The 25,775-nt window shown below is 61.7% G+C and carries 3 protein-coding genes and 2 pseudogenes; 3 read left to right on the top strand and 2 right to left on the bottom strand.

Translation table 11 applies throughout. The annotated features are described in order from the left end of the window. Window positions 1–49 precede the first annotated feature (49 nt). Window positions 50–856 carry a VOC family protein gene (locus tag PCPL58_RS15485; protein WP_065351063.1) on the bottom strand — a complete coding sequence of 269 codons (807 nt, stop codon included), beginning with the start codon at window positions 854–856 and terminating at the stop codon, window positions 50–52. A 20-nt stretch (window positions 857–876) separates the two neighbouring features. Between PCPL58_RS15485 and sypC the strand changes: the two are divergent. The 3 genes and pseudogenes from sypC to PCPL58_RS15470 all read left to right on the top strand — a co-directional run. Beyond that, a pseudogene (gene sypC / locus PCPL58_RS15480) lies at window positions 877–20,844 on the top strand (syringopeptin non-ribosomal peptide synthetase SypC); the annotation flags it as partial. Between the two features lie 63 nt (window positions 20,845–20,907). Continuing rightward, window positions 20,908–22,065: a macrolide transporter subunit MacA gene (gene macA / locus PCPL58_RS15475; protein WP_060707782.1), complete on the top strand. Its 1,158-nt coding sequence runs from the start codon at window positions 20,908–20,910 to the stop codon at window positions 22,063–22,065. Window positions 22,066–22,067: 2 nt separating this feature from the next. Further along, a pseudogene (locus PCPL58_RS15470) lies at window positions 22,068–24,029 on the top strand (MacB family efflux pump subunit). Window positions 24,030–24,237: 208 nt separating this feature from the next. On the opposite strand, the gene PCPL58_RS15465 reads toward PCPL58_RS15470, so the two are convergent. Beyond that, window positions 24,238–25,572: a diaminobutyrate--2-oxoglutarate transaminase family protein gene (locus PCPL58_RS15465; RefSeq protein ID WP_065349829.1), complete on the bottom strand. Its 1,335-nt coding sequence runs from the start codon at window positions 25,570–25,572 to the stop codon at window positions 24,238–24,240. Between the last annotated feature and the right edge of the window lie 203 nt (window positions 25,573–25,775).

Raw genomic sequence — 25,775 nt, 5'->3', positions numbered from 1 at the left:
AAAAAGAGGGGCACGTCAATCAGGCAATTCGAGGCTCCGGGGGCAGCGCTCAACTTCTGATCCAGGCGCGTCCCCAGGAATTAAGGGTGTACTCTTCCTGCGGCCAGACGCCGGGTTCGCGGGAGGCATCGGTCACCTCAAGCTCGGCCGAAAACTCCAGCCGGTTGCGATCGGCATCGACCACCATGAAGAACAGGTTGTTGCCCGGCCCATGTCGTCCTGGACCGAAGAAGATCGTTATACGTTCCCTGGCGAAGCGATCGCCCCAGTCACGAATATCGTTCCATTCGTTGGTTTCGTAGCAATGGTGATCCCATTCATTTTTTGACCCGCGAAAAAACGCCAATGTGTGGTGTTCATCGTCGGAACGCAGAAAGCAGGTCGTCAGTTGGCCTGTCTGCTCGTCCACTACGTTATCCGACACGGTGAACCCGACCGTGTTGACGTAAAAGTCGATCATGGCCTCCAGCTCGGTGGTCTGGAACACGACGTGTTGCAGGCGGCCAGGCATGCCATCGCGATCAACCTGGGAGGTGTCACGAGATATACCGAACAGCGTCTGTCGGCCCTGAGGGTCACGGATCATGAACGCTCCTGATTCAAGTAGCGGCGAATCGATATCTTCGACAACACAGCCATTGCCATTCAGGCGAGCGCGCAGTGTTTGCAGATGCTCCTGGTTATCCAGTGCAAAGGCTGCGGCAAGCAGCCCGCTGTGGTCAGCAGGCGATACCAGCATCGCACGTTGCGGACCGGTCAATCGCCAACTGCCATCGGGCTGCGCGAGACCATCCATGTCCAGCATGCGACGATAGAAGTCGACTTGCTGCTGCGGTTCCTTGCTCGCCAGGTGCAGGTAGCAAAGGCGAGCAGGGCGTACGCGACGGCGTAAAGGCCACTCATAAGCGCTTGACTGCCTTGCTCGGTCACGAACATGCCTCGCTGGCGTTGGCCCAGCGTTGCAGCGGTGTTGCCGCGCCAGCGCCGCTGTTCAGCGCGCTGCTCAACTATCGCCACAGCGGGATCGGCAGTGTGTCTGACCAGGCCATGCAGGCATGGCAGGGCATTGCGGTCCTCAGCGGCGAAGAACGCACCAACTACCCATTGACGTTGAACGTCGATGATCTGGCCGATGGGTTCAGCCTGACGGCGTTGGTGGATTCGTCAATCGGTGCGCAACGTGTGTGCGGCTATATGCACACGGCACTGGAAAACCTGTTGACGGCACTGGAGCAGACGCCAGAAACGCCGTTGCAGGGTTTGTCGATTCTACCAGCTGTCGAACGTGATCAGTTGCTCGTGGATTTCAACGACACCGCGCTGGATTACCCGCACGAACAGACCATTCACGGGCTGTTCGAAGCACAAGTCGAGCTTACGCCGCAGGCTCTTGCGGTCGTCCACGGCGAACAGCGCCTGACGTATCGCGAGCTTAACGAGCAGGCCAACCGCCTGGCCCATGCCTTGCGCAAGCAGGGCGTTCAGCCGGATTCGCGGGTCGGGATCTGTGTAGAGCGCGGCGTGGAGATGGTCGTCGGGTTGCTGGCGATCCTCAAGGCGGGCGGCGGGTATGTACCGCTCGACCCGGCGTATCCGGTAGAACGAATTGCCTACATGTTGCAGAACAGCGCTCCGGCCGCAGTGCTGGCGCAAACCGCGACTCAGGGCTTGCTGGCCGACGTTTCAGTACCTGTGATCAATCTTGATCTGAGCGATTGGCAGGACCAATCCGTCCAGAATCCGCAGGTACAGGGGCTGACTTCGGCGCACTTGGCCTACCTGATCTACACCTCGGGCTCGACCGGCCTGCCGAAAGGCGTGATGATCGAACACCGCAACACCGTTAACTTCCTGAGCTGGGCGCACACGGCTTTCGACGGCTCTGCGCTGGAAAAAACGCTGTTCTCCACCTCGCTGAACTTCGACCTCGCGGTTTACGAGTGCTTTGCACCGCTGACCTCGGGCGGCAGCATCGAAGTGGTCAAAAACGTGCTGGAACTGCAACACGGCGAGCACGATATCGGCCTGATCAACACCGTACCGTCGGTGCTCAAGGCCTTGCTGGAGGTCGATGGACTGCCGAAATCGGTCCACACGGTCAACGTCGCCGGTGAAGCGCTGAAACGCAGCCTGGTGGAAAACCTGTTCGAAAAAACCGGCGTGCAGCGCCTGTGCAACCTCTACGGCCCATCCGAAACGACCACCTATTCAAGCTGGGTGGCTATGGATCGTGAAGACGGCTTCGCAGCTCACATCGGCAAGCCAGTCGGCAATACACAGTTTTACCTGCTGGACGAACAGCAACAGCCTGTGCCACTCGGCGTTGCCGGTGAGATCTACATCGGCGGTGCTGGCGTGGCCCGTGGCTACCTGAACCGTGACGACCTGACTGCCGAACGCTTCCTCAAGGACCCTTTCAGCCAACAGCCTGCGGCACGCATGTACCGTACCGGCGACCTTGGCCGGTATCTGCCAGACGGCAATATCGAATACCTCGGCCGTAACGACGATCAGGTGAAAATCCGCGGCTTCCGTATCGAGCTGGGCGAGATCGATGCACGCCTGGCCAAACACCCGGCCGTACACGAAGCGGTGGTCAACGCCCGCGAAGATGTTCCGGGTGATAAGCGTCTGGTGGCTTATTACACCCTGAGCGCAGGGCAGGCTTCGGTAGACATCGACAGCCTGCGCGGCTGGCTGCAGGAGCAATTGCCGGCCTACATGATCCCGGTGGCCTACGTACGTCTCGATGCACTGCCACTCACCCCGAACGGCAAGCTGGACCGCAAGGCCTTGCCAGCACCTGAAGCCGATGCACTGATCAGCCGGGGTTATGAAGCCCCACTAGGTGAAACCGAAGCGCAGATCGCAGCCATCTGGCAAGACCTGCTGGGCGTTGCTCAGGTCGGCCGTCACGACAACTTCTTCGAGCTGGGCGGTCATTCGCTGCTGGCGGTGAGCCTTATTGGCCGTATGCGCCAGTTGGGTTTGAGCGCTGACGTGCGCGTGCTGTTCGGCCAGCCGACGTTGTCCGCCTTGGCGGCCGCAGTCGGCGGTAACACGGACATCGTGGTGCCAGCCAATCTGATTACCGAGGATTGCCAACGCATTACGCCTGAATTGCTGCCACTGGCCGACCTGACCCAGGCACAGATCGATAAGGTAGTCGACAGCGTGCCGGGCGGCGTGACAAATGTGCAGGACATCTACCCATTGGCGCCGTTGCAGGAAGGCATCCTCTATCACCACCTCAGCGCTGAGCGCGGAGATCCGTATTTGCTGCAATCGCTGTTCGCCTTCGACAGCCAGGAGCATGTCGACGACTTTGCCCGCGCCTTGCAGTTCGTGATCCAGCGCCATGACATTCTGCGCACTGCACTGGTCTGGGAGGGACTGGACGAACCGATGCAAGTGGTCTGGCGTCAGGCGTTGCTGATGCGCGAAAGCTTCGACCCAGATCCGCAAGGCGGCGATGTCGCGACACAGTTGCACCAGCGTTTCGACTCCCGCCGCCACCGTCTGGACATTCGTCGGGCGCCGATGATGCGTCTTGTACATGCCTGGGATGAGTCAAACCAGCGCTGGCTGGGCTGGTTACAGTTCCATCACCTGGTCATGGACCATACAACGCTGGAAGTAGTGCGCCATGAGATGCAGGCCTACCTGCTGGGGCAGGGGGCTCAACTGGGCCTGGCGGCACCATATCGCAATTATATTGCTCAGGTCCGCCTGGGCATGAGTCAGGAGGAACATGAGGTGTTCTTCCGCGACATGTTGAGCGATGTTGACGAGGCGACGCTGCCGTTTGGTTTGCAGGAGGTGCAAGGTGACGGTCATGACATCGAAGAAGACTTTCTGCCGGTGGATCTGGAGCTCAGCCGTCGTTTGCGGGCCCAGGCCCGTCAACTGGGAGTCAGTGCCGCCAGCCTGGTCCACCTGGCCTGGGCGCAGCTGTTGAGTAAGGCCTCGGGGCGTGACGACGTAGTGTTCGGCACCGTGCTGCTGGGCCGGATGCAAGGTGGCGAAGGCTCGGAGCGAGCGCTGGGCGTATTTATCAACACCTTGCCGCTACGTGTGGGCTTGGGCGAACAGGGCGTGCGTGACGGGGTCAAGGCCACGCACCGGCGCTTGACCGCATTACTCGGGCATGAACACGCGTCTCTGGCGCTGGCCCAACGTTGCAGTGGCGTGGTCGCACCGGCGCCGTTGTTCAGCGCCTTGCTCAACTATCGCCACACCAGCGTTGCCGTGACCGATGAAACGCTGACGGCCTGGAATGGCATGCAGGCAATAGCACTGGGCGATGAAGAACGCACCAACTATCCACTGACCCTCAACGTCGATGACCGCGGCGAAGACTTCCTGTTGACCGTACAGACCATACCGCTGATCGACGGCGCCCGGATTTGCGCCTACATGCTGCAAACATTGAGCAATCTGGTCAACGCGCTTGAGCAGGCGCCGCAGACACCGTTGCACGCTATTTCGATCCTGCCGGACAGCGAGCGGCAGCAGTTGCTCGAACAGTGGAACGAACCTGGCAATACCTATACAAGCGAGACACCGATTCATCTGCAATTTGAAGCCCGCGCAGCAGAGCGGCCGAATGCCGTGGCGCTGGTGTTCGAAGAGCAGACCCTGAGCTACGGCGAACTCAACGCCCGTGCCAACCAGGTTGCACATCGCCTGCTGGCCCTCGGCGTTCGCCCGGATGATCGGGTAGCGATCTGCGTCGAACGCGGCCCGGCGATGATCATTGGCTTGCTGGGTATTCTCAAATCCGGCGCCGGTTACGTGCCACTGGATCCGGCTTATCCGCTGGAGCGCCTGGTCTATACCCTCGGTGACAGTGCGCCGGTCGCGTTGTTGAGCCAGCAGTCGGTGCAGCAGACGTTGCCTGTCTGCGAAGTGCCGCTGATCTATCTCGACGATGCCGACCTGCAGGACGAATCCGTCTGCAATCCGCAAGTACCGGTCAAGCCCGCTGACCTTGCCTACGTCATCTATACCTCGGGCTCCACCGGTCTGCCCAAGGGCGTGATGGTCGAGCATCGCAACGTTGCACGACTGTTCTCGGCTACCGAAGACTGGTTCGGTTTCAATGAACAGGATGTCTGGGCGCTGTTCCATTCGTTCGCCTTCGACTTCTCGGTCTGGGAAATCTGGGGCGCCTTGCTGCACGGCGGCCGTCTGTTGATCGTCCCGCAACTGGTCAGCCGCTCGCCGGAAGACTTCTACACGCTGCTGTGCAGTGCCGGGGTGACGGTGCTCAACCAGACGCCAAGTGCGTTCCGTCAACTGATTGCTGCCCAGGCTGAAAACACTCAGGCACATTCGCTGCGTCAGGTGATTTTCGGCGGTGAAGCGCTGGAAACGGCGATGCTCAAGCCGTGGTACGCCTGCAGCGTGAACGCTGGCACGCAACTGGTGAACATGTACGGCATCACTGAAACCACAGTGCATGTGACCTATTACCCGTTGCAGCCCGAAGACGCCCAGCGCGTCGGTGCCAGCCCGATCGGCAAGCGCATCCCGGACCTGCAGCTTTATCTGCTCGACGCCCATGGCGAACCCGTGCCGACAGGCGTGATCGGCGAGTTGTACGTGGGCGGTGCCGGTGTTACTCGTGGCTACCTGAACCGTGAAGCACTGACGGCAGAGCGTTTCCTCGATAACCCGTTCAGCACTGCACCGGGTGCGCGCCTGTACCGTACCGGCGACCTGGCACGCTGGCTGGCCGATGGCAGCCTTGAATACCTGGGCCGCAACGACGAACAGGTCAAGATTCGTGGCTTCCGTATCGAACTGGGCGAGATCGAAGCGCGTCTGGCTGAATATCCGGACGTCCGCGATGCCGTGGTGCTGTGCCGTGAGGATGTGCCCGGCGACAAGCGTCTGGTGGCCTATGTCACGACGCAGCAACCGGAAAGCCTGCTGGACATCGAAAGCCTGCGCGAGCATCTGCACGGTGCATTGCCGGAGCACATGGTGCCCGCGGCCTACGTGCAACTCGATGAGTTGCCACTGACGGCCAACGGCAAGCTCGACCGCAGGGCTTTGCCGGTGCCCGACCGTTCGGCGGTGGCCAGTCGTGGCTATGCAGCGCCTGAAAACGACACTGAGATGGCCATTGCGCGGATCTGGCAAGACCTGCTGCAACTGGAGCAGGTCGGTCGTCATGACAACTTCTTTGAGCTGGGCGGCCACTCACTGCTGGCCGTCAAACTGATCGAGCGGATGCGCCAGATCGATCTGGTTGCCGACGTGCGCGTGTTGTTCAGTCAGCCGACCTTGTCTGCCCTGGCAGCAGCGGTAGGCGGCAAGGGGGCACTGGAAGTACCCGCCAACCTCATTCCCGCCAACTGCGAGCGCATCACCCCGGACATGCTGCCTCTGGCAGCGCTGAGCCAGGATGATATCGACCGCGTGGTGGCAAGCGTGCCTGGCGGTCTGGCCAACGTGCAGGATATCTACCCCCTCGCGCCCCTGCAGGAAGGGATTTTGTATCACCACCTTGCTGCGGTCGAAGGTGACCCGTATTTGCAATACGCGTTGTTTGCCTTTGACAGCCTCGAGCGTCTGCAGGGTTTCGCCCAGGCACTGCAAGGCGTGATCGCACGGCACGATATCCTGCGCACCGCCGTGCTTTGGGAGCGTCTCGACGCCCCGGTGCAGGTGGTCTGGCGTGAAGCACCTCTGGGCCTGGATGAGCTGATACTTGACCCTGCCGATGGCGATATCGCCGAACAACTGCTGGAACGTCTGGACCCTCGCCACACGCGTCTGGACATTCGTCAGGCACCGATGCTACGCATCGGTTATGCACATGACGCGGAGAACGACCGCTGGCTGGGCATGCTGCTGTTCCATCACCTGGTGGACGACGCCACGTCGCTGCGCATTCTCACCAGCGAAATCGAGTCATACATGCTCGGACAGCAAGCCTCTCTGCCACCGTCCGTGCCTTATCGCAATTACGTAGCGCAGGCCATGCTCGGCGTGAGCCGAGAAGAGCACGAAGCGTTTTTCCGCGACATGCTCGGTGATATCGATGAACCGACGCTGCCGTTTGGCCTGCAGGACGTGCAGGGCGACGGGCGCGGTATCGAGGAAGCACGCCTACAGGTCGACATGGACCTGAGCCGCCGCCTGCGCTTGCAGGCCCGTCAGTTCGGGGTCAGCTCCGCCAGCCTGTATCACCTGGCATGGGCTCGTGTTCTGGGCGCCTTGTCAGGCAAAGATGATGTGGTCTTCGGCACTGTATTGCTTGGCCGCCTGCAAGGCGGTGCCGGGTCTGACCGGGCGCTGGGGATGTTCATCAATACCTTGCCGTTGCGTGTCACGCTGGGCGAGCAGGGCGTGCGCAACAGTCTGAAGGCTACCCACGCCAGGCTCAGTGGGCTGCTTGCCCATGAACACGCCTCGCTGGTACTGGCCCAGCGTTGCAGTGGCGTGTCCGCTTCGACGCCGCTGTTCAGCGCTTTGCTCAACTACCGACATCTCGCCGCTGAGGTCAACCAGCAGACACTGGACGCCTGGCAAGGTATCGAAAGCCTGCGTGGCGAAGAACGCACCAACTATCCGCTGACCCTTTCAGTAAACGATGAGGGAACGGGCTTCAGTTTAACGATTCAAGCCAGTGCCAGCATCGACGCGCAACGCGTCTGCGCGTATGTGCAGACCACTCTGGAGAATGTGGTCAGCGCACTGGAGCATTCCGGCGAGATGTCGCTGGCAGGCTTGTCGGTTCTGTCGGCCGCGGAGCGTGAGCATCTGGTGTATGGCTTGAACGCTACCGCGCTGGAATACTCGCAACAGCAGACCATCCATGGGATGTTCGAGGCACAGGTCGAACGCACGCCTCAGGCGCTCGCTGTGGTCCACGGCGAGCAGCGTCTGACGTATCGCGAGCTTAATGAGCAGGCCAACCGCCTGGCCCACGCCCTGCGCAAGCAGGGTGTACAGCCGGATTCCCGCGTCGGTATCTGTGTTGAACGCGGTGCGGATATGGTCGTCGGCTTGCTGGCGATCCTCAAGGCGGGCGGCGGTTATGTGCCGCTCGACCCGGCGTATCCGGTAGAACGAATTGCCTACATGTTGCAGGACAGCGCTCCGGCCGCAGTACTGGCGCAAAACGCTACTCAGGGCTTGCTGGCGGACGTTTCAGTACCTGTCATCAATCTTGATCTGAGCAACTGACAGGACCAATCCGTCCAGAATCCGCAGGTGCCGGGGCTGACTTCGGCGCATTTGGCCTACCTGATCTACACCTCGGGTTCCACCGGCCTGCCGAAAGGCGTGATGATCGAACACCGCAACACCGTTAACTTCCTGACCTGGGCGCACACGGCTTTCGACGGCTCTGCGCTGGAAAAAACACTGTTCTCCACCTCGTTGAACTTCGACCTCGCGGTTTACGAGTGCTTCGCGCCACTGACGTCGGGTGGCAGCATCAATCTGGTGAAAGATGTTCTGGAAGTGCAACACGGCGACCACGATATCGGCCTGATCAACACCGTACCGTCGGCGCTCAAGGCCTTGCTGGAAGTCGATGGACTGCCGAAATCGGTCCATACCGTCAACGTCGCAGGTGAAGCGCTCAAGCGCAGCTTGGTCGAATCGCTGTTCGAGAAGACTGGTGTGCAGCGTCTGTGCAACCTTTATGGCCCGTCCGAAACGACCACCTACTCAAGCTGGGTGGCGATGAACCGCGAAGACGGCTTCGCAGCTCACATCGGCAAACCAGTGGGCAATACACAGTTTTACCTGCTGGACGAGCAACAGCAGCCTGCGCCACTGGGTGTTGCGGGTGAAATCTACATTGGCGGTGCCGGTGTGGCACGGGGTTATCTGAACCGTGACGACCTGACCGCCGAACGTTTCCTCAAGGACCCGTTCAGCGAACAGCCAGCGGCTCGCATGTACCGCACCGGAGACCTGGGGCGCTACCTACCAGACGGCAATATCGAATACCTGGGTCGTAACGACGATCAGGTAAAGATCCGTGGCTTCCGTATCGAACTGGGCGAGATCGATGCACGACTGGCCAAACACCCGGCCGTCCATGAAGCAGTGGTGGCTGCTCGCGAAGATGTTCCGGGTGACAAGCGTCTGGTGGCTTATTACACCCTGAGCGCAGAGCAAGCTTCGACAGACATCGACAGCCTGCGCGGTTGGCTGCAGGAGCAACTGCCGGCCTACATGATCCCGGTAGCCTATGTGCTGCTCGACGCACTGCCGCTGACGCCGAACGGCAAGCTGGACCGCAAGGCACTGCCAGCACCGGAAGCCGATGCACTGATCCGTCGTGGTTACGAAGCCCCCCAAGGCGAAACCGAAACCCTGCTGGCGCAAATCTGGAGCGACCTGCTCCAGGTTGAACACGTCAGCCGTCACGACCAGTTCTTCGAGCTGGGCGGTCACTCCTTGCTGGCGATGCGCCTGATTTCGCAGATTCGCCAACAACTGGGCGTCGAACTGAGCCTGGCCGCGCTGTTTGCCCACCCCGAACTGAGCACACTGGCACTGGCCATCGCCCAGGCCGGACGCAGCATCCTGCCGGATATCGTACCGGTGGCACGCGATCAGGCCTGGCCATTGTCGTTCGGCCAGCAACGCCTGTGGTTCCTCGCCCAGATGGAAGGTGCCAGTGCGGCCTACCACATGCCTGTCGGCCTGAGCCTGCGGGGCGAACTGGATCGCGCGGCGATGCAACGAGCGCTGGAGCGTATCGTGGCGCGCCACGAGGGTCTGCGCACCACCTTCATTCAGGGCGATGACGAACAACCATTGCAACGGATCAGCCCGGCGGATGCCGGCTTCAACCTGCAACTGCACGATCTGCAAGGGCTGGTGGATGCCAAAGAGAAGCTTCAGGCACTGGCCAGTGAGGAGTCGCTGCAAAGCTTCGATCTGGAACAGGGCCCATTGATCCGCGGCCGCCTGATCCGTATGGCCGAGGACCATCACGCCCTGTTGCTGACCATGCACCACATCGTTTCCGATGGCTGGTCAATTGGCGTGCTGACCCGTGAATTGGCGGCGCTCTACGCGGCATTCAGTCAGGGCCAGGACGACCCGCTGGCGCCACTGGCGCTGCAATACCTGGACTACGCGGTGTGGCAGCGTCGCTGGCTGAGCGGCGATCTGCTGCAGCAACAAAGCGACTACTGGCAGCAAACCCTGGCAGACGCTCCGGCGCTGCTGATGTTGCCCACCGACCGGGTGCGTCCGGCACAGCAGGACTATACCGGCGCGGTGCTGCCCATCGTGCTCGACGAAGACCTGACTCGCGGCCTCAAGGCATTGAGCCAACGTCACGGCAGCACCCTGTTCATGACCCTCATGGCCGCCTGGGCTGCACTGCTGGGGCGGCTGTCCGGCCAGGACGACGTGGTCATCGGCACGCCAGTGGCCAACCGCACACGCAGCGAAGCCGAAGGATTGGTGGGCCTGTTCGTGAATACCCTGGCGATCCGCGTCGACCTCAGCGACAAGCCCACGGCAGAAACGCTGCTGGCGCAGGTCAAGACCAACACGTTAGGCGCCCAGGACCATCAGGACCTGCCGTTCGAGCAGGTGGTGGAAGTGATCAAGCCGGTGCGCAGCCTGTCGCACAGCCCGGTGTTCCAGGCCATGCTCAGCTGGCAGGACATGGGCGGTGGGGATTTCGCCCTTGGCGATCTGCAACTGGAAAGCCTGAGCGCGGGCCATACGCTGTCCAAGTTCGATCTCTCGCTGGACATCGGCGAAGCCCAGGGTCAGTTGTTCGGTTCGCTGGAATACGCCACTGCGTTGTTCGATGAAGGCACCATCGCACGCTATCTGGGCTACCTGCAGCGTTTGCTGCACGCCATGGTCGCCGATGACCGCCAGGTGCTGGAACACGTACCACTGCTCGATACGGCGGAGCGCAAGCATCTGCTGGTCGACCTTAACGCTACCGACGTGCCTTACCCGCAAGATCGCACGATTCATCAGCTGTTCGAGGAAAAGGTCCAGGCACAGCCCGACGCCATCGCCGTGGCCTTCCAGGCGCAGCGCTTGAGCTATGCCGAACTGAACCGCCAGGCCAATCGTCTCGCTCACCACCTGATCAGCCTGGGCATCGGTCCGGATGATCGAGTGGCGATCTGCGTCGAACGCGGAGTGAAAATGATCGTCGGGCTGCTCGGTACACTCAAAGCCGGTGCCGCCTATGTACCGCTGGACCCGGCTTACCCGGCCGAGCGCCTGGCCTACATGATCAACGACAGCCAGCCGGCGGCGTTGCTCACCCAGCGCGGCTTGCAGGAGCGTTTGCCCGCACTGTCGATGCCGCTGGTATTGCTCGACGACGAGCACTGCCAGGGCTTCGTCGAGTGTGATGACAACCCGGTCGTACCGACACTCGGCGTGCGCAACCTGGCGTATGTGATCTACACCTCGGGTTCCACGGGCAATCCGAAGGGCGTGATGATCGAACACCGAGGCCTGGTCAACTACAGCGTCGATGCGGCGCGGCTGTTTGGCCTGTCCCAGAGCGACACGGTGCTGCAACAAAACACCCTTAACTTCGACCTGTCGGTGGAGGAGATCTTCCCGGCACTCCTGGCCGGTGCCACTCTGGCGCCAAGCCGCGAGATATTCGGCAGTGAGGGCACTGAAAATCACGGCATTTACCCGACCGTCCTGCACTTGACCGCCGCGCACTGGCACACCCTGGTCGCCGAATGGCACAACCAGCCGCAGGCTGCTGAACAACGCCTGGCCGAGGTGCGCCTGATCAACGTCACAGGTGACGCATTGTCAGCACAGAAACTCAAACTCTGGGATGAGGTGCGCCCGGCACACACTCGCCTGATCAACACTTACGGGCCGACCGAAGCGACGGTGTCCTGCACCGCGGCCTACGTCAGTCACGACGCTGCGGTCGGCAGCGAAGGCAGCGGCAACGCGACCATCGGCAAGCCGATGGCCAACACCCGCATCTACCTGCTCGATGCCCATCAGCAGCCGGTGCCATACGGCGTGGCCGGTGAGATTTTCATCGGTGGCGACGGCGTGGCACGCGGTTACCTGAACCTTGCAGAGGTCAACGCCGAGCGCTTTCTCGCTGATCCGTTCAGCAACAGCCCTGATGCCCGGATGTACAAGACCGGTGACCTGGCACGCTACATGGCCGACGGCCGTATCGAATACCTGGGCCGTAATGACTTCCAGGTCAAAGTGCGCGGTTTCCGTATCGAACTGGGCGAAATCGAAGCGCGTCTCGGTAGCTGCAAAGGGGTCAAGGAAGCGGTGGTGATCGCTCGGGAAGACAATCCCGGCGAAAAACGCCTCGTGGCCTACATGATCGCCCAGCCACAAACAAACCTGGATGCCGCCAGACTGCGCGCCAGACTGCGCGCCGAACTGGCGCCGCAACTGGCCGAGTACATGCTGCCAAGTGCGTTCGTGCTGCTTGATGCACTGCCGCTGACACCGAATCGCAAACTCGATCGCAAGGCCTTGCCAGCTCCAGCGGACAACGCCTTTGCCAGTCGCGAACATGTCGCCCCGCAAGGCACCAGCGAAAAAGCCCTGGCGCAGATCTGGCAGAACCTGCTCAACCTGGAAGCAGTAGGGCGTCATGACCACTTCTTCGAACTGGGCGGGCACTCGCTGCTGGCAATGCGCCTGATTTCCCAGGTGCGTCAGCGCATGGGCGTCGAGCTGAGCCTGGCGGACATCTTCGCCCAGCCGGAACTCGCGGCGCTGGCTCAGGTAGTGGCACACGCTGCCGGCAGCAGCCAGCAGCCCATCGTGCCGGTGTCCCGCGATCAGTCCTTGCCGCTGTCGTTTGCCCAGCAACGCCTGTGGTTCCTCGCACAGCTGGACGGCGGCAGTGCGGCTTATCACATTCCAGCCGGTCTGCGTCTGCGCGGCAGGCTCGATCAGGACGCACTGAAGCGCGCGCTGGACCGTATCGTTGCGCGCCATGAGGCATTGCGCACAACCTTTGTACAGGAACAGGACCAGGATCCGCTGCAGCGCATCGCTCCAGCCGATATCGGCTTCAACTTGCAACTGCAGGTGCTGACCGGGCAGGGCGACGCGGAACAACAACTGCTCGCCATCGCCGCAGAAGAGGCCGAAGAGGGCTTTGATCTGCTCAACGGCCCACTGGTGCGTGGACGTCTGGTATGCCTGGCCGATGATGACCATGTCTTGCTGGTGACCATGCACCACATCGTCTCTGACGGCTGGTCCGCTGGCGTGTTGACCCGTGAACTGGGCGTGCTCTATGCAGCGTTCAGCCAAGGCGCCGAGGATCCGTTGCCAGCATTGCCCGTGCAATACGCCGATTACGCGCTGTGGCAGCGCAACTGGCTGAGCGGCGACGTGCTGCAGCAACAGCGCCAGTACTGGCAGCAGACTCTGGCCGGCGCGCCGGCCTTGCTGACCTTGCCGAGCGACCGGCCACGCCCGGCGCAACAGGACTACAGCGGCCAGTTGCTCGGCCTGGTCCTCGACGCCGACCTGACGCGTGGCCTCAAGGCGCTGAGCCAGCGTCATGGCAGCAGCCTGTTCATGACGGTCATGGCCGCATGGGCTGCGTTGCTGGGACGTCTGGCCGGTCAGGACGACGTGGTCATCGGTACGCCGGTGGCCAACCGCCTGCGTACCGAGGTGGAGGACCTGATCGGGTTCTTCGTCAACACCCTGGCCGTGCGCGTCGACCTCTCGGGGACACCGAGCGTCCAAAGCCTGTTGCAGCAGGTCAAACAGCAGACCCTGGCCGCCCAGGCGAATCAGGACCTGCCGTTCGAACAGGTGGTTGAGGTGGTTCGCCCACAACGCAGCCTGTCCCACAGCCCGATTTTCCAGGCCATGTTGTCGTGGCAGAACAACGAAGCATCCGATCTGGCGCTTGGCGACATGAGCCTGCAGGGCGTCGCAGTGGCTGGCCATACGGCCAAGTTCGACCTGACGCTGGACATGACCGAGGTCGGCGATCAGCTGATCGGCACGCTGGAATATGCCACGGCACTGTTCGACGAAAGCACCCTGCAGCGTTACATGGGCTACTTCCAGCACTTGCTGGAAGCCATGGTCGCCGACGACCGCCAGTTGCTGGAGCAGGTGCCGCTGCTCGATAAGGCGGAGCGCCAGCATCTGCTGGTCGACCTTAATGCTACCGATGTGCCTTACCCGCAAGACTGCACGATTCACCAGCTGTTCGAAGAAAAGGTCCAGGTACAGCCCGACGCTATCGCCGTGGTCCACGAGGCGCAGCGCCTGAGCTATGCCGAATTGAACCGTCAGGCCAACCGTCTGGCTCATCACCTGATCGGCCTGGGCATCGGCCCGGACGACCGGGTGGCGATCTGCGTCGAGCGCGGTGTGGAAATGATGGTCGGCCTGCTCGGTGTGCTCAAGGCAGGGGCGGCTTATGTACCGCTGGACCCTGCCTATCCGGCCGAGCGACTGGCTTACATGATCACCGACAGCCAGCCAGCGGCGTTGCTGACCCAGCGTGATCTGCGCAAGCGCTTGCCGACCCTGACCTTGCCACTGGTGTTGCTCGACGGCGATCAGCGCGCCACCTTTACCGAGCGTGACGACAACCCGGTGGTGGAAGCCCTCAGCGTGCGCAACCTGGCGTATGTGATCTACACCTCGGGCTCCACGGGCAATCCGAAGGGCGTGATGATCGAACATCGCGGCCTGGTCAACTACAGCGTCGATGCGGCGCGGCTTTTTGGCCTGGCGCCAACCGACACCGTGCTGCAACAGAACACCCTGAACTTCGACCTGTCGGTAGAGGAAATCTTCCCGGCCTTGCTGGCGGGTGCCACCCTGGCTCCGAGCCGCGAGATCTTCGGCAACGAAGGTCTTGAAACTCACGGCATTCATCCGACGGTCCTGCACTTGACCGCCGCGCACTGGCACACGCTGGTGGCCGAGTGGCACAACCAGCCTCAGGCTGCCGAACAACGCTTGGCCGAGGTGCGCCTGATCAACGTCACGGGTGATGCGCTGTCGGCGCAGAAGCTCAAGCTCTGGGATGAGGTGCGCCCGGCGCATACTCGCCTGATCAACACCTATGGTCCGACCGAGGCAACCGTTTCTTGCACCGCGGCTTATGTCAGCCATGATGCTGTGGCCGGCAGCGAAGGCAGTGGCAACGCGACCATCGGCAAACCGATGGCCAACACCCGCATCTACCTGCTTGATGCCCATCAGCAGCCCGTGCCCTATGGCGTGGCTGGTGAGATCTTCATCGGTGGCGATGGCGTGGCACGCGGCTACCTGAACCTTGCCGAGGTCAACGCCAAGCGTTTCCTCGCGGATCCGTTCAGCAGCAGCCCTGATGCCAGGATGTACAAAACCGGCGATTTGGCACGCTACATGGCTGACGGCCGCATTGAATATCTGGGGCGTAACGATTTCCAGGTCAAGGTGCGCGGTTTCCGGATCGAACTGGGCGAAATCGAAGCCCGCCTGGGCAATTGCGCCGGGGTCAAGGAAGCGGTGGTGATCGCTCGGGAAGACACTCCTGGTGAAAAACGTCTTGTGGCCTACGTGATTGCACAGCCACAAGCGAACCTGGATGCCGCCAGTCTGCGCGCCGAACTGGCACCGCAACTGGCCGAGTACATGCTGCCGAGCGCGTTTGTGCTGCTTGATGCACTGCCGTTGACGCCGAACCGCAAGCTCGACCGCAAGGCGTTGCCGGCTCCGCAAGCCGATGCCTTTGCCAGCCGCGAACACGTGGCGCCGCAAGGGGCCACAGAGCTGGCGCTGGCGCAGATCTGGCAGAACCTGCTCGATCTGGAACAGGTGGGCCGTCACGACCAGTTCTTTGAACTGGGCGGGCACTCGCTGCTGGCGATGCGTTTGATTTCCCAAGTGCGCCAGCAGTTGAGCGTCGAGCTGGGCCTGGCGGATATCTTTGCCCAGCCGGAACTGGCAGCCATGGCACGCATACTCGCCGACGCCAAAGGCAGCAGCCAGCCGCCTATCGTGCCGGTGTCCCGTGATCAGGCCTTGCCGCTGTCGTTTGCTCAGCAGCGTCTGTGGTTCCTCGCGCAGCTGGAAGGCGGCAGCGCGGCTTACCATATTCCGGCAGGGCTGCGTCTGCGTGGCACTCTGGATAACCCTGCGCTGGAGCGAGCGCTGGACCGTATCGTCGCCCGCCACGAAGTGCTGCGTACGACCTTTGTGCAAGAGCAGGACCAGGATCCGGTGCAGCGCATCGCTCCTGCCGATATCGGTTTCAGCCTGCAACTGCAGGTGTTGACCGAGCAGGCGGATGCTGAACAGCAACTGCTCGCCATCACCGCTGCAGAGGCCAACGAGGGCTTCGATCTGCTCAACGGTCCGCTGGTACGGGGACGCCTGGTGCGCATGGCCGAGGACGATCATGTGTTGCTGGTGACGATGCACCATATCGTCTCCGACGGCTGGTCCGCGGATGTGCTGACCCGCGAGCTGAGTGCGCTCTATGCGGCGTTCAGTGCCGGTGCCGAGGATCCGCTGCCCGCTTTGCCGGTGCAATACGCCGACTATGCCGTGTGGCAGCGCAACTGGCTGAGCGGCGAAGTGCTGCAGCAACAGCGTCAGTACTGGCAGCAGGCCCTGGGTGGCGCGCCAGCCTTGCTGACCTTGCCAACCGACCGGCCACGCCCGGCACAACAGGACTACAGCGGCAACGTTCGCAGCCTGGTGCTTGATGCAGAGCTGACCAGCGGCCTCAAGGCCCTGAGCCAGCGACATGGCAGCACCCTGTTCATGACCGTAATGGTCGCATGGGCCTCGCTGCTGGGGCGTCTGGCCGGCCAGGACGATGTGGTGATCGGTACACCGGTGGCCAACCGCGTGCGTGCCGAAGTGGAGGACCTGATCGGGTTCTTCGTCAACACCCTGGCGATACGCGTCGATCTGTCCGGCGCACCCAGCGTCGAAGCGTTGATGCAGCAGGTCAAGCGTCAGACGCTGGCAGCGCAGACCCACCAGGACCTGCCGTTCGAACAGGTGGTCGAGGTGGTTCGTCCGCAACGCAGCCTGTCCCACAGCCCGATCTTCCAGGCCATGCTGTCCTGGCAGAACAACGAAACGTCCGACCTGTCGCTCGGCAGCATGAACCTGCAAGGCGTAGCGGTAAACGACCACACGGCGAAGTTCGATCTGGTGCTGGACATGACCGAGGTCGGCGATCAGTTGATCGGCACGCTGGAATACGCCACGGCGCTGTTCGACGAAAGCACCATGGACCGTTACCTGGGCTATTTCCAGCGCTTGCTGGAAGCTATGGTCGCCAATGAACAACACATACTGGAACACGTTCCATTGGTGGATGCAGTCGAGCGTCAGCATCTGTTGACCGGTCTTAATGCAACCGACCGCGCTTACCCTGAGGGCCAGTTGATGCATCGCCTTTTCGAGGCGCATGCAGCGTCTCGACCTCAGGTGCTTGCGGCCCGTCAGGGTGAGCAGACGCTGACCTACGCCGAACTCGACAGCCGCGCCAACGCCCTGGCTCAGCACTTGCGCCAACACGGCGTGCACGCGGGAACCCGAGTGGCGATCCTGCTGGATCGTTCGGTGGAACTGCTGACCAGTATGCTGGCCACACTCAAGTGCGGCGCGGCTTACCTGGCGCTGGATCGCCTGGCTCCCGAAGAGCGTCTGCGCTTCATGCTCGAGGACAGCGAAGCAACCCTGTTGCTGACCCGCAGCGAACTGACGGCACCTGACCTGACACAGAGACTCGATCTGGACACCCTGGATCTATCAGCGTTGAGCCAAGGGCCAGTCGTGCTTGCAGATGAAGCTGCAGGCGAGACCCCGGCGTGCATCATCTACACCTCCGGCTCCACCGGCCTGCCCAAGGGCGTGATCGTGACCCACAACGGCATTGTGCGGCTGGTGCGGGACAACTACGACTTCCGTGCCGATGACCGCGTGGCGTTTTCTTCCAATCCAGCGTTCGACGCCAGTAGCCCGGAGATCTGGGGTGCCTTGCTCAACGGCGGCCAGTCGATAATCGTCGAGCCTTCCGTGTTGCTTGAGCCGGCGGCCTTTGCGGCCTTGCTCAAACGCCATGCGGTGACGGTGATGTTCAGTTCGACCGCGTTGTTCAATCTGTATGCCGGGTTGATTCCCGAAGCTTTGGCAGGCTTGCGCATGCTGGAGTGCGGTGGCGAACGGGCGGATCCGGCGTCGTTCCGCCGGGTACGGGAGCACTCGTCTCAAGTGCGCTTGTTCAACGGCTACGGCCCGACCGAGGGCACCACGTGCGCCACTCGTTACGAAGTGTTTGATGTGCAGCCGGGAACCCTGAGCCTGCCGATCGGCAAACCCAACGCCAACGTGCGCATCTATCTGCTCGACGCGTGCGGCGAGCCGGTGCCGATGGGCAGCGTCGGCGAGATCTACATCGGCGGGGTCGGGGTCGCGCTTGGCTACCTGAATCGCCCGGAACTGACCGCCGAACGCTTCAGCGACGATCCGTTCAGTCAGCAGGCGGGCGCGCGTCTCTATCGCACCGGCGACCTGGCGCGCTGGTTGCCGGACGGCAACCTCGAATACCTGGCGCGCAATGATGGCCAGGTGAAGGTCCGCGGCTTCCGTGTGGAGCTCGGGGAAGTCGAAAGCAGCCTGCATGGGTGCGATGGCGTGCGTAACTCCGTGGTAGTGGCCCGCGAAGACAGCCCGGGCGACACGCGTCTGGTGGCTTACTACACCGTGCACGCTGACGTTGAAGCACCCGAGCCAGAGGCTCTGCGTGCACAACTGAGCGCCAGCTTGCCGGAATACATGGTCCCGAGCGTATTCATCTGCCTGCCAGACTTGCCGCTGACGCTCAATGGCAAGGTGGATGTCCAGGCACTGCCAACGCCGACAGCGGATCAGTTCGTGAGCCGAACGTTTGAAGCCCCGGCAGGGGAGTTGGAGATTCGTCTGGCGAAAGCCTGGGCGGAAGTACTTGAATTGCAACAGGTGGGACGTCATGACAGCTTCTTCAATCTCGGCGGTCACTCGCTGATGGCGGTACGACTGGTCAACCAACTGGTACAGAGTGGCTTGCCGGTGTCTCTGGCCGACGTTTTCCAGCACGCCAGCGTGGCGGCCCTGGCCAGCCTGCTGGGCAGCCGCAGCGAAGAGGTTGCAACGCAGCTTCATGAGCAACTGGTGCCGGTGCGCACCACCGGCAACCAGCGTCCGCTGTTCCTGGTCCACGAGTTCACCGGCCAGGATGTGCACTTCGCGGCGCTGGCGGTACACATCGACAGCGACATTCCGGTCTACGGGTTGAGCGGCATCCCGCTCGGTCAGGAACAGTTGCTGACCATGGAATGCCTGGCAACGCGCTTGTTGGGTGCGATGCGCAGCGTGCAGCCGCACGGACCTTATCGCCTGGCGGGCTGGTCGTTCGGAGGGCTTCTGGCCTACGAAATCGCCATCCAGCTGGAGGGCATGGACGAGGAGGTGGAGTTTATCGGCATGCTCGACACCTACATGCCGCGCCTGGTGGATCAGGGTCGCGAGCGTTGGGACCTGCAGACCGCCCACCGTCAGCACCTGCTGGAACACTGCGAGCAGTTCTGGAAAGCCCGAGGCGAATGCGCGCAGGCTCTGGAAGCCCTGGAGCGAGTGCGTGCAAACCGGCAGGCCTTTGATTTCGCCGGGCTCCTGCAGCACTGCCGTGAGCAGGGTGCGCTGCCGCCGGAGCTGGACATCTACACGAACGAGGGTCTTTGCCAGTACCTCGACCGAGAGGTGGCTCACGGTCATGCGCAGGCCAATTACACGGTTTACCCCAACAGCGTGCCGCTGCACCTGTTCACTGCCAGTGAGTGGGAACCCAACTCGCAGAAGCACAGCGGTTACCTGGGTTGGGATAGCGTACTGCCCGTCAGTCAGTTGCGCAGTATCAAGGTCGCGGGCGATCACTTGAGCATGATGAAGCCGCCACATATCGAGGGCCTGGGTCAGGCGATCAGCCAGGCGTTGACTGATCTGCCCGATCGGCCACGGGGTGCTGACAACGCCCACCGGCCGTTGCTGACGATTCAGGGCGGACGCCGCGATCATGCGCCCGTGTTCTGTGTCCCGGGGGCAGGGGACAGTGTGACCGGTTTCATCGGCCTGGCCGAGGCACTGGGCCCGCACTGGCCGATCCACGGGCTGCAACCGCGCGGGCTGGATGGCCGCACGGTGCCTTACAGTCTGGTGGAAACCGCCGCCGAAGCGTATCTGCAAGCACTCGACAGCACTCACCCCGAGGGGCCGGTGCATCTGCTCGGTCATTCGTTCGGCGGCTGGGTGGCCTTTGAAATGGCCCAGCGCCTGACGGCACGTGGCCGCGAAGTGGCTTCGCTGACACTGATCGACAGTGAGTCACCGGGCGGCAACGGCGTGGTGGGCAAACCTTACACCGCGATAGGCGTACTGGAACGTTTGATCGAGACCATGGAACTGGCTGCGGGTAAGTCGCTGGGCATCGATCGTGCGGCCTTCCGGACCCAGGACGATGTCGGTCAGATGCGCTTGTTGCATGCCGGGATGGTGCGGGCAGGGATGTTGCCGCAGCGTTCTTCGCCGGACGCGATGCGCGGGCCTGCGCGGGCTTTCGGTACGGCGTTGCGCACACGTTATCAACCGTCGCAGATCTACTCCGGGCCGGTGCGTCTGGTGCTGGCCGATGACCCAGTGCTGGATGCGGCGGGCAATCAGCGTGAACAGCAGGCGATGGTCAGCGGCTGGCGCCAGTGTGCTCCGGATCTCACTGTCTGGCGTGGGCCGGGCAACCATTTCACCATTCTCAAGGCGCAGCATGTACAGCATCTGGCGAACTGGTGGCTACCCCGCCAATAACGCCGTTTCTTCAAGCCCGGCGGTCCATCGCCGGGTCAATTCTCAACACATTCGTGGCTTTCTATGAAAAAGTTGAAGTTTCGCAAAGTGCTCATCGTTGTCGTGCTGCTGGTTCTGGCAGCGGGTATTGCCTACAGCGTCCAGTCTCCGGAAAAGGCTCCGGAGTACCTGACCGCCAAGGTCGAACGCACCGACATCGAAAACTCGGTGCTGGCCAGCGGTGTGCTGCAAGGCATCAAGCAGGTTGACGTTGGCTCGCAGGTCTCGGGCCAGCTCAAGTCCCTGAAGGTCAATCTGGGCGACAAGGTCAAACAAGGTCAGTGGCTGGCGGAAATCGATCCCGTGGTGCTGCAGAACACTCTGCGCCAGTCGCAGGTCAACGAACAGAACCTGATCGCCCAGAAAGACGCGGCTGTGGCGCAGCTCAAGGACGCCAAAGCCATTTACCAACGCTACAAGCAATTACGTGCGGATGACGCAATCTCGCAAAAGGACTTCGATACGGCGCAATCGGATTTCGAGGTCCGGAGTGCCAACCTGCGGTCGCTGGAGGCACAGGTGCGCGACGCAAGAATTCAGATCGAGACCGCCAGGATCAACCTGGGCTATACCCGTATCGTCGCGCCGATCAGCGGTGATGTGGTGGGTATCGTGACGCAGGAAGGTCAGACTGTGATCGCCAGCCAGCTGACACCGGTGATTCTCAAGTTGGCGGATCTGGACACCATGACTGTCAAGGCACAGGTATCCGAGGCCGACGTGATTCATATCACCCCCGGGCAAGAGGTGTATTTCACCATTCTCGGCGATGCCGAAAAACGCTATTACGCCAAGCTGAAGGGCACGGAGCCAGCACCGCAAAACTTCCTGGATGCACAATCCAGCACCGCCAGCAAGCCGAACAGTGCGGTGTTCTACAACGCATTGTTCGACGTCCCCAACCCTGATCACCGTCTGCGTATTTCGATGACCGCCCAAGTGCATATCGTGCGTGAAAAGGCCAAGGACGTATTGACTGTGCCTGTTGCGGCCCTGGGCGACAAGAACGGCGACGGCAGCTTCCCGGTACGCGTGGTGGACGCGCAGGGCCAGGCCCAGAGCCGCAATGTGCAGACCGGCATCAACAACAACGTGCGGGTCGAGATCAAGAGCGGCCTTGCCGAGGGTGACCAGGTGGTGATCGGTGAACCGTCGGCCACACCAGCGACAGCGGGGGCCTGACCATGAGTCGAGCTCTTCTTGAACTCAAAGGTGTCACCCGGCGTTTCGTCGCCGGCGAGAAGGACTTCATCGCGCTCAATGACATCAACCTCACGATCAATGCCGGCGAACTGGTTGCCATTACCGGGGCCTCGGGCTCCGGCAAGTCAACGCTGATGAACGTGCTGGGTTGTCTGGACCACGCCAACAGCGGCAGCTACAAGGTCGACGGGCGTGAAACCGGTACGCTGACCGATGATGAGCTGGCAGAGCTGCGCCGCGATCACTTCGGTTTCATTTTTCAGCGTTATCACCTGTTGCCGCACCTTGCGGCGATCCAGAATGTCGAAATGCCGGCCATCTACGCAGGCACCGGTAAAAGCATGCGTGTGGAACGCGCGCAGAAGCTGCTTGAGCGCCTGGGACTGTCCGGGCATCTGGAGCACAGGCCAAGCCAGTTGTCAGGCGGCCAGCAGCAGCGGGTGAGTATCGCCCGGGCCTTGATGAACGGCGGCGAGATCATTCTGGCCGACGAACCCACCGGAGCCCTCGACAGTGTGAGCGGCAAGGAGGTGATGAATATCCTCCTTGAGCTCAACAGCGCCGGGCACACGGTGATCCTGGTAACCCACGACGAGAAGGTTGCGGCGCACGCCGAGCGCATCATCGAAATGCGTGATGGCGAGATCATCGCCGACCGGGTCAACACTGACCGTCCGATCGTCAACGAAAAAACCACCGAGCGCCTGCCGAGCAAACCCAGGCAGGGCAACCGGCTGATGGCCAACATCGGCCTGTTCCAGGAGGCCTTCGTCATGGCGTGGGTGGCGCTGATCTCGCACCGCATGCGCACGCTGCTGACCATGCTCGGGATCATCATCGGCATCACCTCGGTGGTGTCGATCGTTGCGATCGGCGAAGGGGCCAAGCGCTATGTGCTCAAGGACATCCAGGCCATCGGCAGCAATACCATAGAGGTGTTCCCCGGCAGTGACTTTGGCGACACCAAGTCTATGGATATCCAGACTCTGGCGCTGTCCGATGTGACGGCGTTGAGCAGTGAGTACTACATCGACAGCGCCACACCGAATATCGGCCGCAACCTGCTGGTGCGCTACCGCAACATCGACGTCTCGGCGACGGTGAGCGGGGTCAGCCCGAGTTAGTTCCAGGTGCGTGGCACCAAAATGGGCTTGGGGGTGGGGTTCAACAAGGATGACGCCCGGCGGCAGGCACAGGTGGTAGTAATCGATCACAACACGCGGATTCGCCTGTTCGGTCCCAAGGTCGATCCGCTGGGCCAGGTGATTCTGGTGGGTAACCTGCCGTGCACGGTGATCGGCGTGACCGAGAACAAGAAAAACATCTTCGACACCAGCAAGAACCTGAATATCTGGATGCCCTACGAAACCGCCTCCGGACGCCTTCTGGGTCAGACCTACCTGGACGGCATCACCGTGCGGGTCAAGGACGGACAGCCAAGCAAGGTGGTCGAGGACAACGTCAACAAGCTGTTGCAAAAGCGTCACGGGACCAAGGACTTCTTCACCTACAACCTCGACAGCGTGATGCAAACGGTGCAGAAGACCAGCCAGTCGCTGGCCCTGTTACTGTCGTTGATTGCGGTGATCTCGCTGGCGGTCGGCGGTATCGGGGTGATGAACATCATGCTGGTGTCGGTCACGGAACGGACGCGCGAGATCGGCATTCGCATGGCAGTCGGGGCACGCCAGGCGGATATCCGTCAGCAGTTTCTGGTGGAGGCGGTGATGGTCTGCCTGATTGGCGGGGTCATCGGCATCGGCCTGTCGTTCGTGATCGGCTATGTGTTTTCACTGCTGGTCAAGGAATGGCAGATGGTGTTCTCCGTGAGCTCGATTGTCACTGCGTTCATCTGCTCGACATTGATCGGCATCGTGTTCGGCTTCGTACCCGCACGTAACGCGGCACAGCTCGATCCGATCGAAGCGCTGGCACGGGATTGACAGGGGGATTGCAGGACAAGGATGTCCTGCCCATTGGAAAAGGGCGTGCGACCGCGCATTGAAAAGTGCCTGCGGGCGGAGTCAGAAAGATCGGCGTATGAGGTCGGCGCAGGAAGCTTAAGGGCAGGGATCCTGCTCGCAAGAGGCTGGTGCAGGCAACGAATGTCTGTCGTCTGCGTCAGCCTCCCGAGCAAGCTTTTGCGAGGGATCAGCCTACCGCACTGACGCTGGAAACCCGTGCGGCGCTGCTGCTCCTGAGGGCCTGTTCGAAGCGGTCGAGAACTGTACCTACTTCCGACTCGGTAATGTTCAAAGGTGGCAGGAAGCGCAGGACTGCGCTGCTGCGTCCACCCGTTTCGATGATCATGCCGTTGTCGAAGCACTCCAGCTTGATCGCTCGCGCACGTGCGCCATCGCCAGCCCCAGGACGCGATCCGCTGGCCGGTTTGACGATCTCCACGCCAAGCATCAGCCCACGGCCACGAACATCGCCGATAAACGGGAACTGTCGAGCGATATCTTCCAGCCCGCTTTGCAACTGCTCCCCCCGGCGCGAGGCATTGCCTGCCAGGTCGTGCTCCTTGATATGACGCATGGTCGCAGCTCCAGCCACCATCGCCACCTGATTGCCACGGAATGTACCTGCGTGCATGCCTGGGCCCCATGTATCCAGGTGCTCGGCATAGACGATCACTGATATTGGGTAGCCACCACCGATGGCCTTGGACAGCACCAGAATATCCGGCGTTATCCCGGAATGTTCGATGGCAAACAGGTTGCCGGTACGCCCGAGTCCGGTCTGCACTTCATCAATAATCAGCAAGATGCCGAGCTCGCGGGTGATCTCCCGCACGGCGCGCAGCCACTCGGCCGATGCCGCGATACAGCCGCCTTCGCCCTGAATCACTTCGACCACCACCGCCGCCGGTTTGGGCACGCCGCTTTCCGGATCACTGAGTACCGTGCGGATGTACTCGATGGAGAGGCGGTCGGTATGTTCGCCATCGGTGCCGAACGGGCAGCGGAAGCGATAGGGGAAGGGCAGGAAGTGGGTGCCCTGGGCCAGCAGGCCGGCTTTGGGGTTGAGGTTGCCCATGGCCGACAATGCGCCAGCGGTCATGCCATGGTAACCACCGTGGAAGGACATCAGCGGCGAGCGCTGGGTGTAATGGCGGGCCAGTTTGATTGCGGCTTCGACCGCGTCTGAGCCACTGGGGCCGCAGAACAGGATTTTGCTGTTGTCACGCATGCTGGCGGGCAACGTCGCGAACAGTTCTTCGACGAAGGCGTGCTTGGCCGGTGTGGCCAGGTCAAGGGCCTGCTGCAGATGATCACTGTTGAGAAATTCGATCACCGCCTCGCGGACCACCGGTGGGTTATGACCCAGTGCCAGCGTGCCAGCGTTCGACAGGCAGTCGAGGTACTCCCGGCCGTTGGCGTCCTTGACTCGCATGCCTTTGCCGCTGACAAACAGCTGCTGGAAGGTCGCTGCATAGGTGCGCGCATTCGACTCCAGTTTCTTGAGATTGCTTAACTCTTCCATAGTCGATCCCTTGTTGGCACAGGTACGGATTCATTGCTACTCGCTTCGAGCAGAGCGCGATTCTGTAAGAACCTCAGGGGGATCGCCAACTTATCGCCGCCGGACTGTCCCCGTATTCCACGACAGACATCTCGCGGCCTCAGGCGTTAAATGCATGCTACGAAAGGGATTTGTGGCGCTGTAGGAAATCTCGCGACAACGCT

This window comes from Pseudomonas cerasi (genome assembly GCF_900074915.1).
Lineage (GTDB): Bacteria > Pseudomonadota > Gammaproteobacteria > Pseudomonadales > Pseudomonadaceae > Aquipseudomonas > Aquipseudomonas cerasi.
This window is presented reverse-complemented; position numbering and strand designations above follow the sequence as displayed.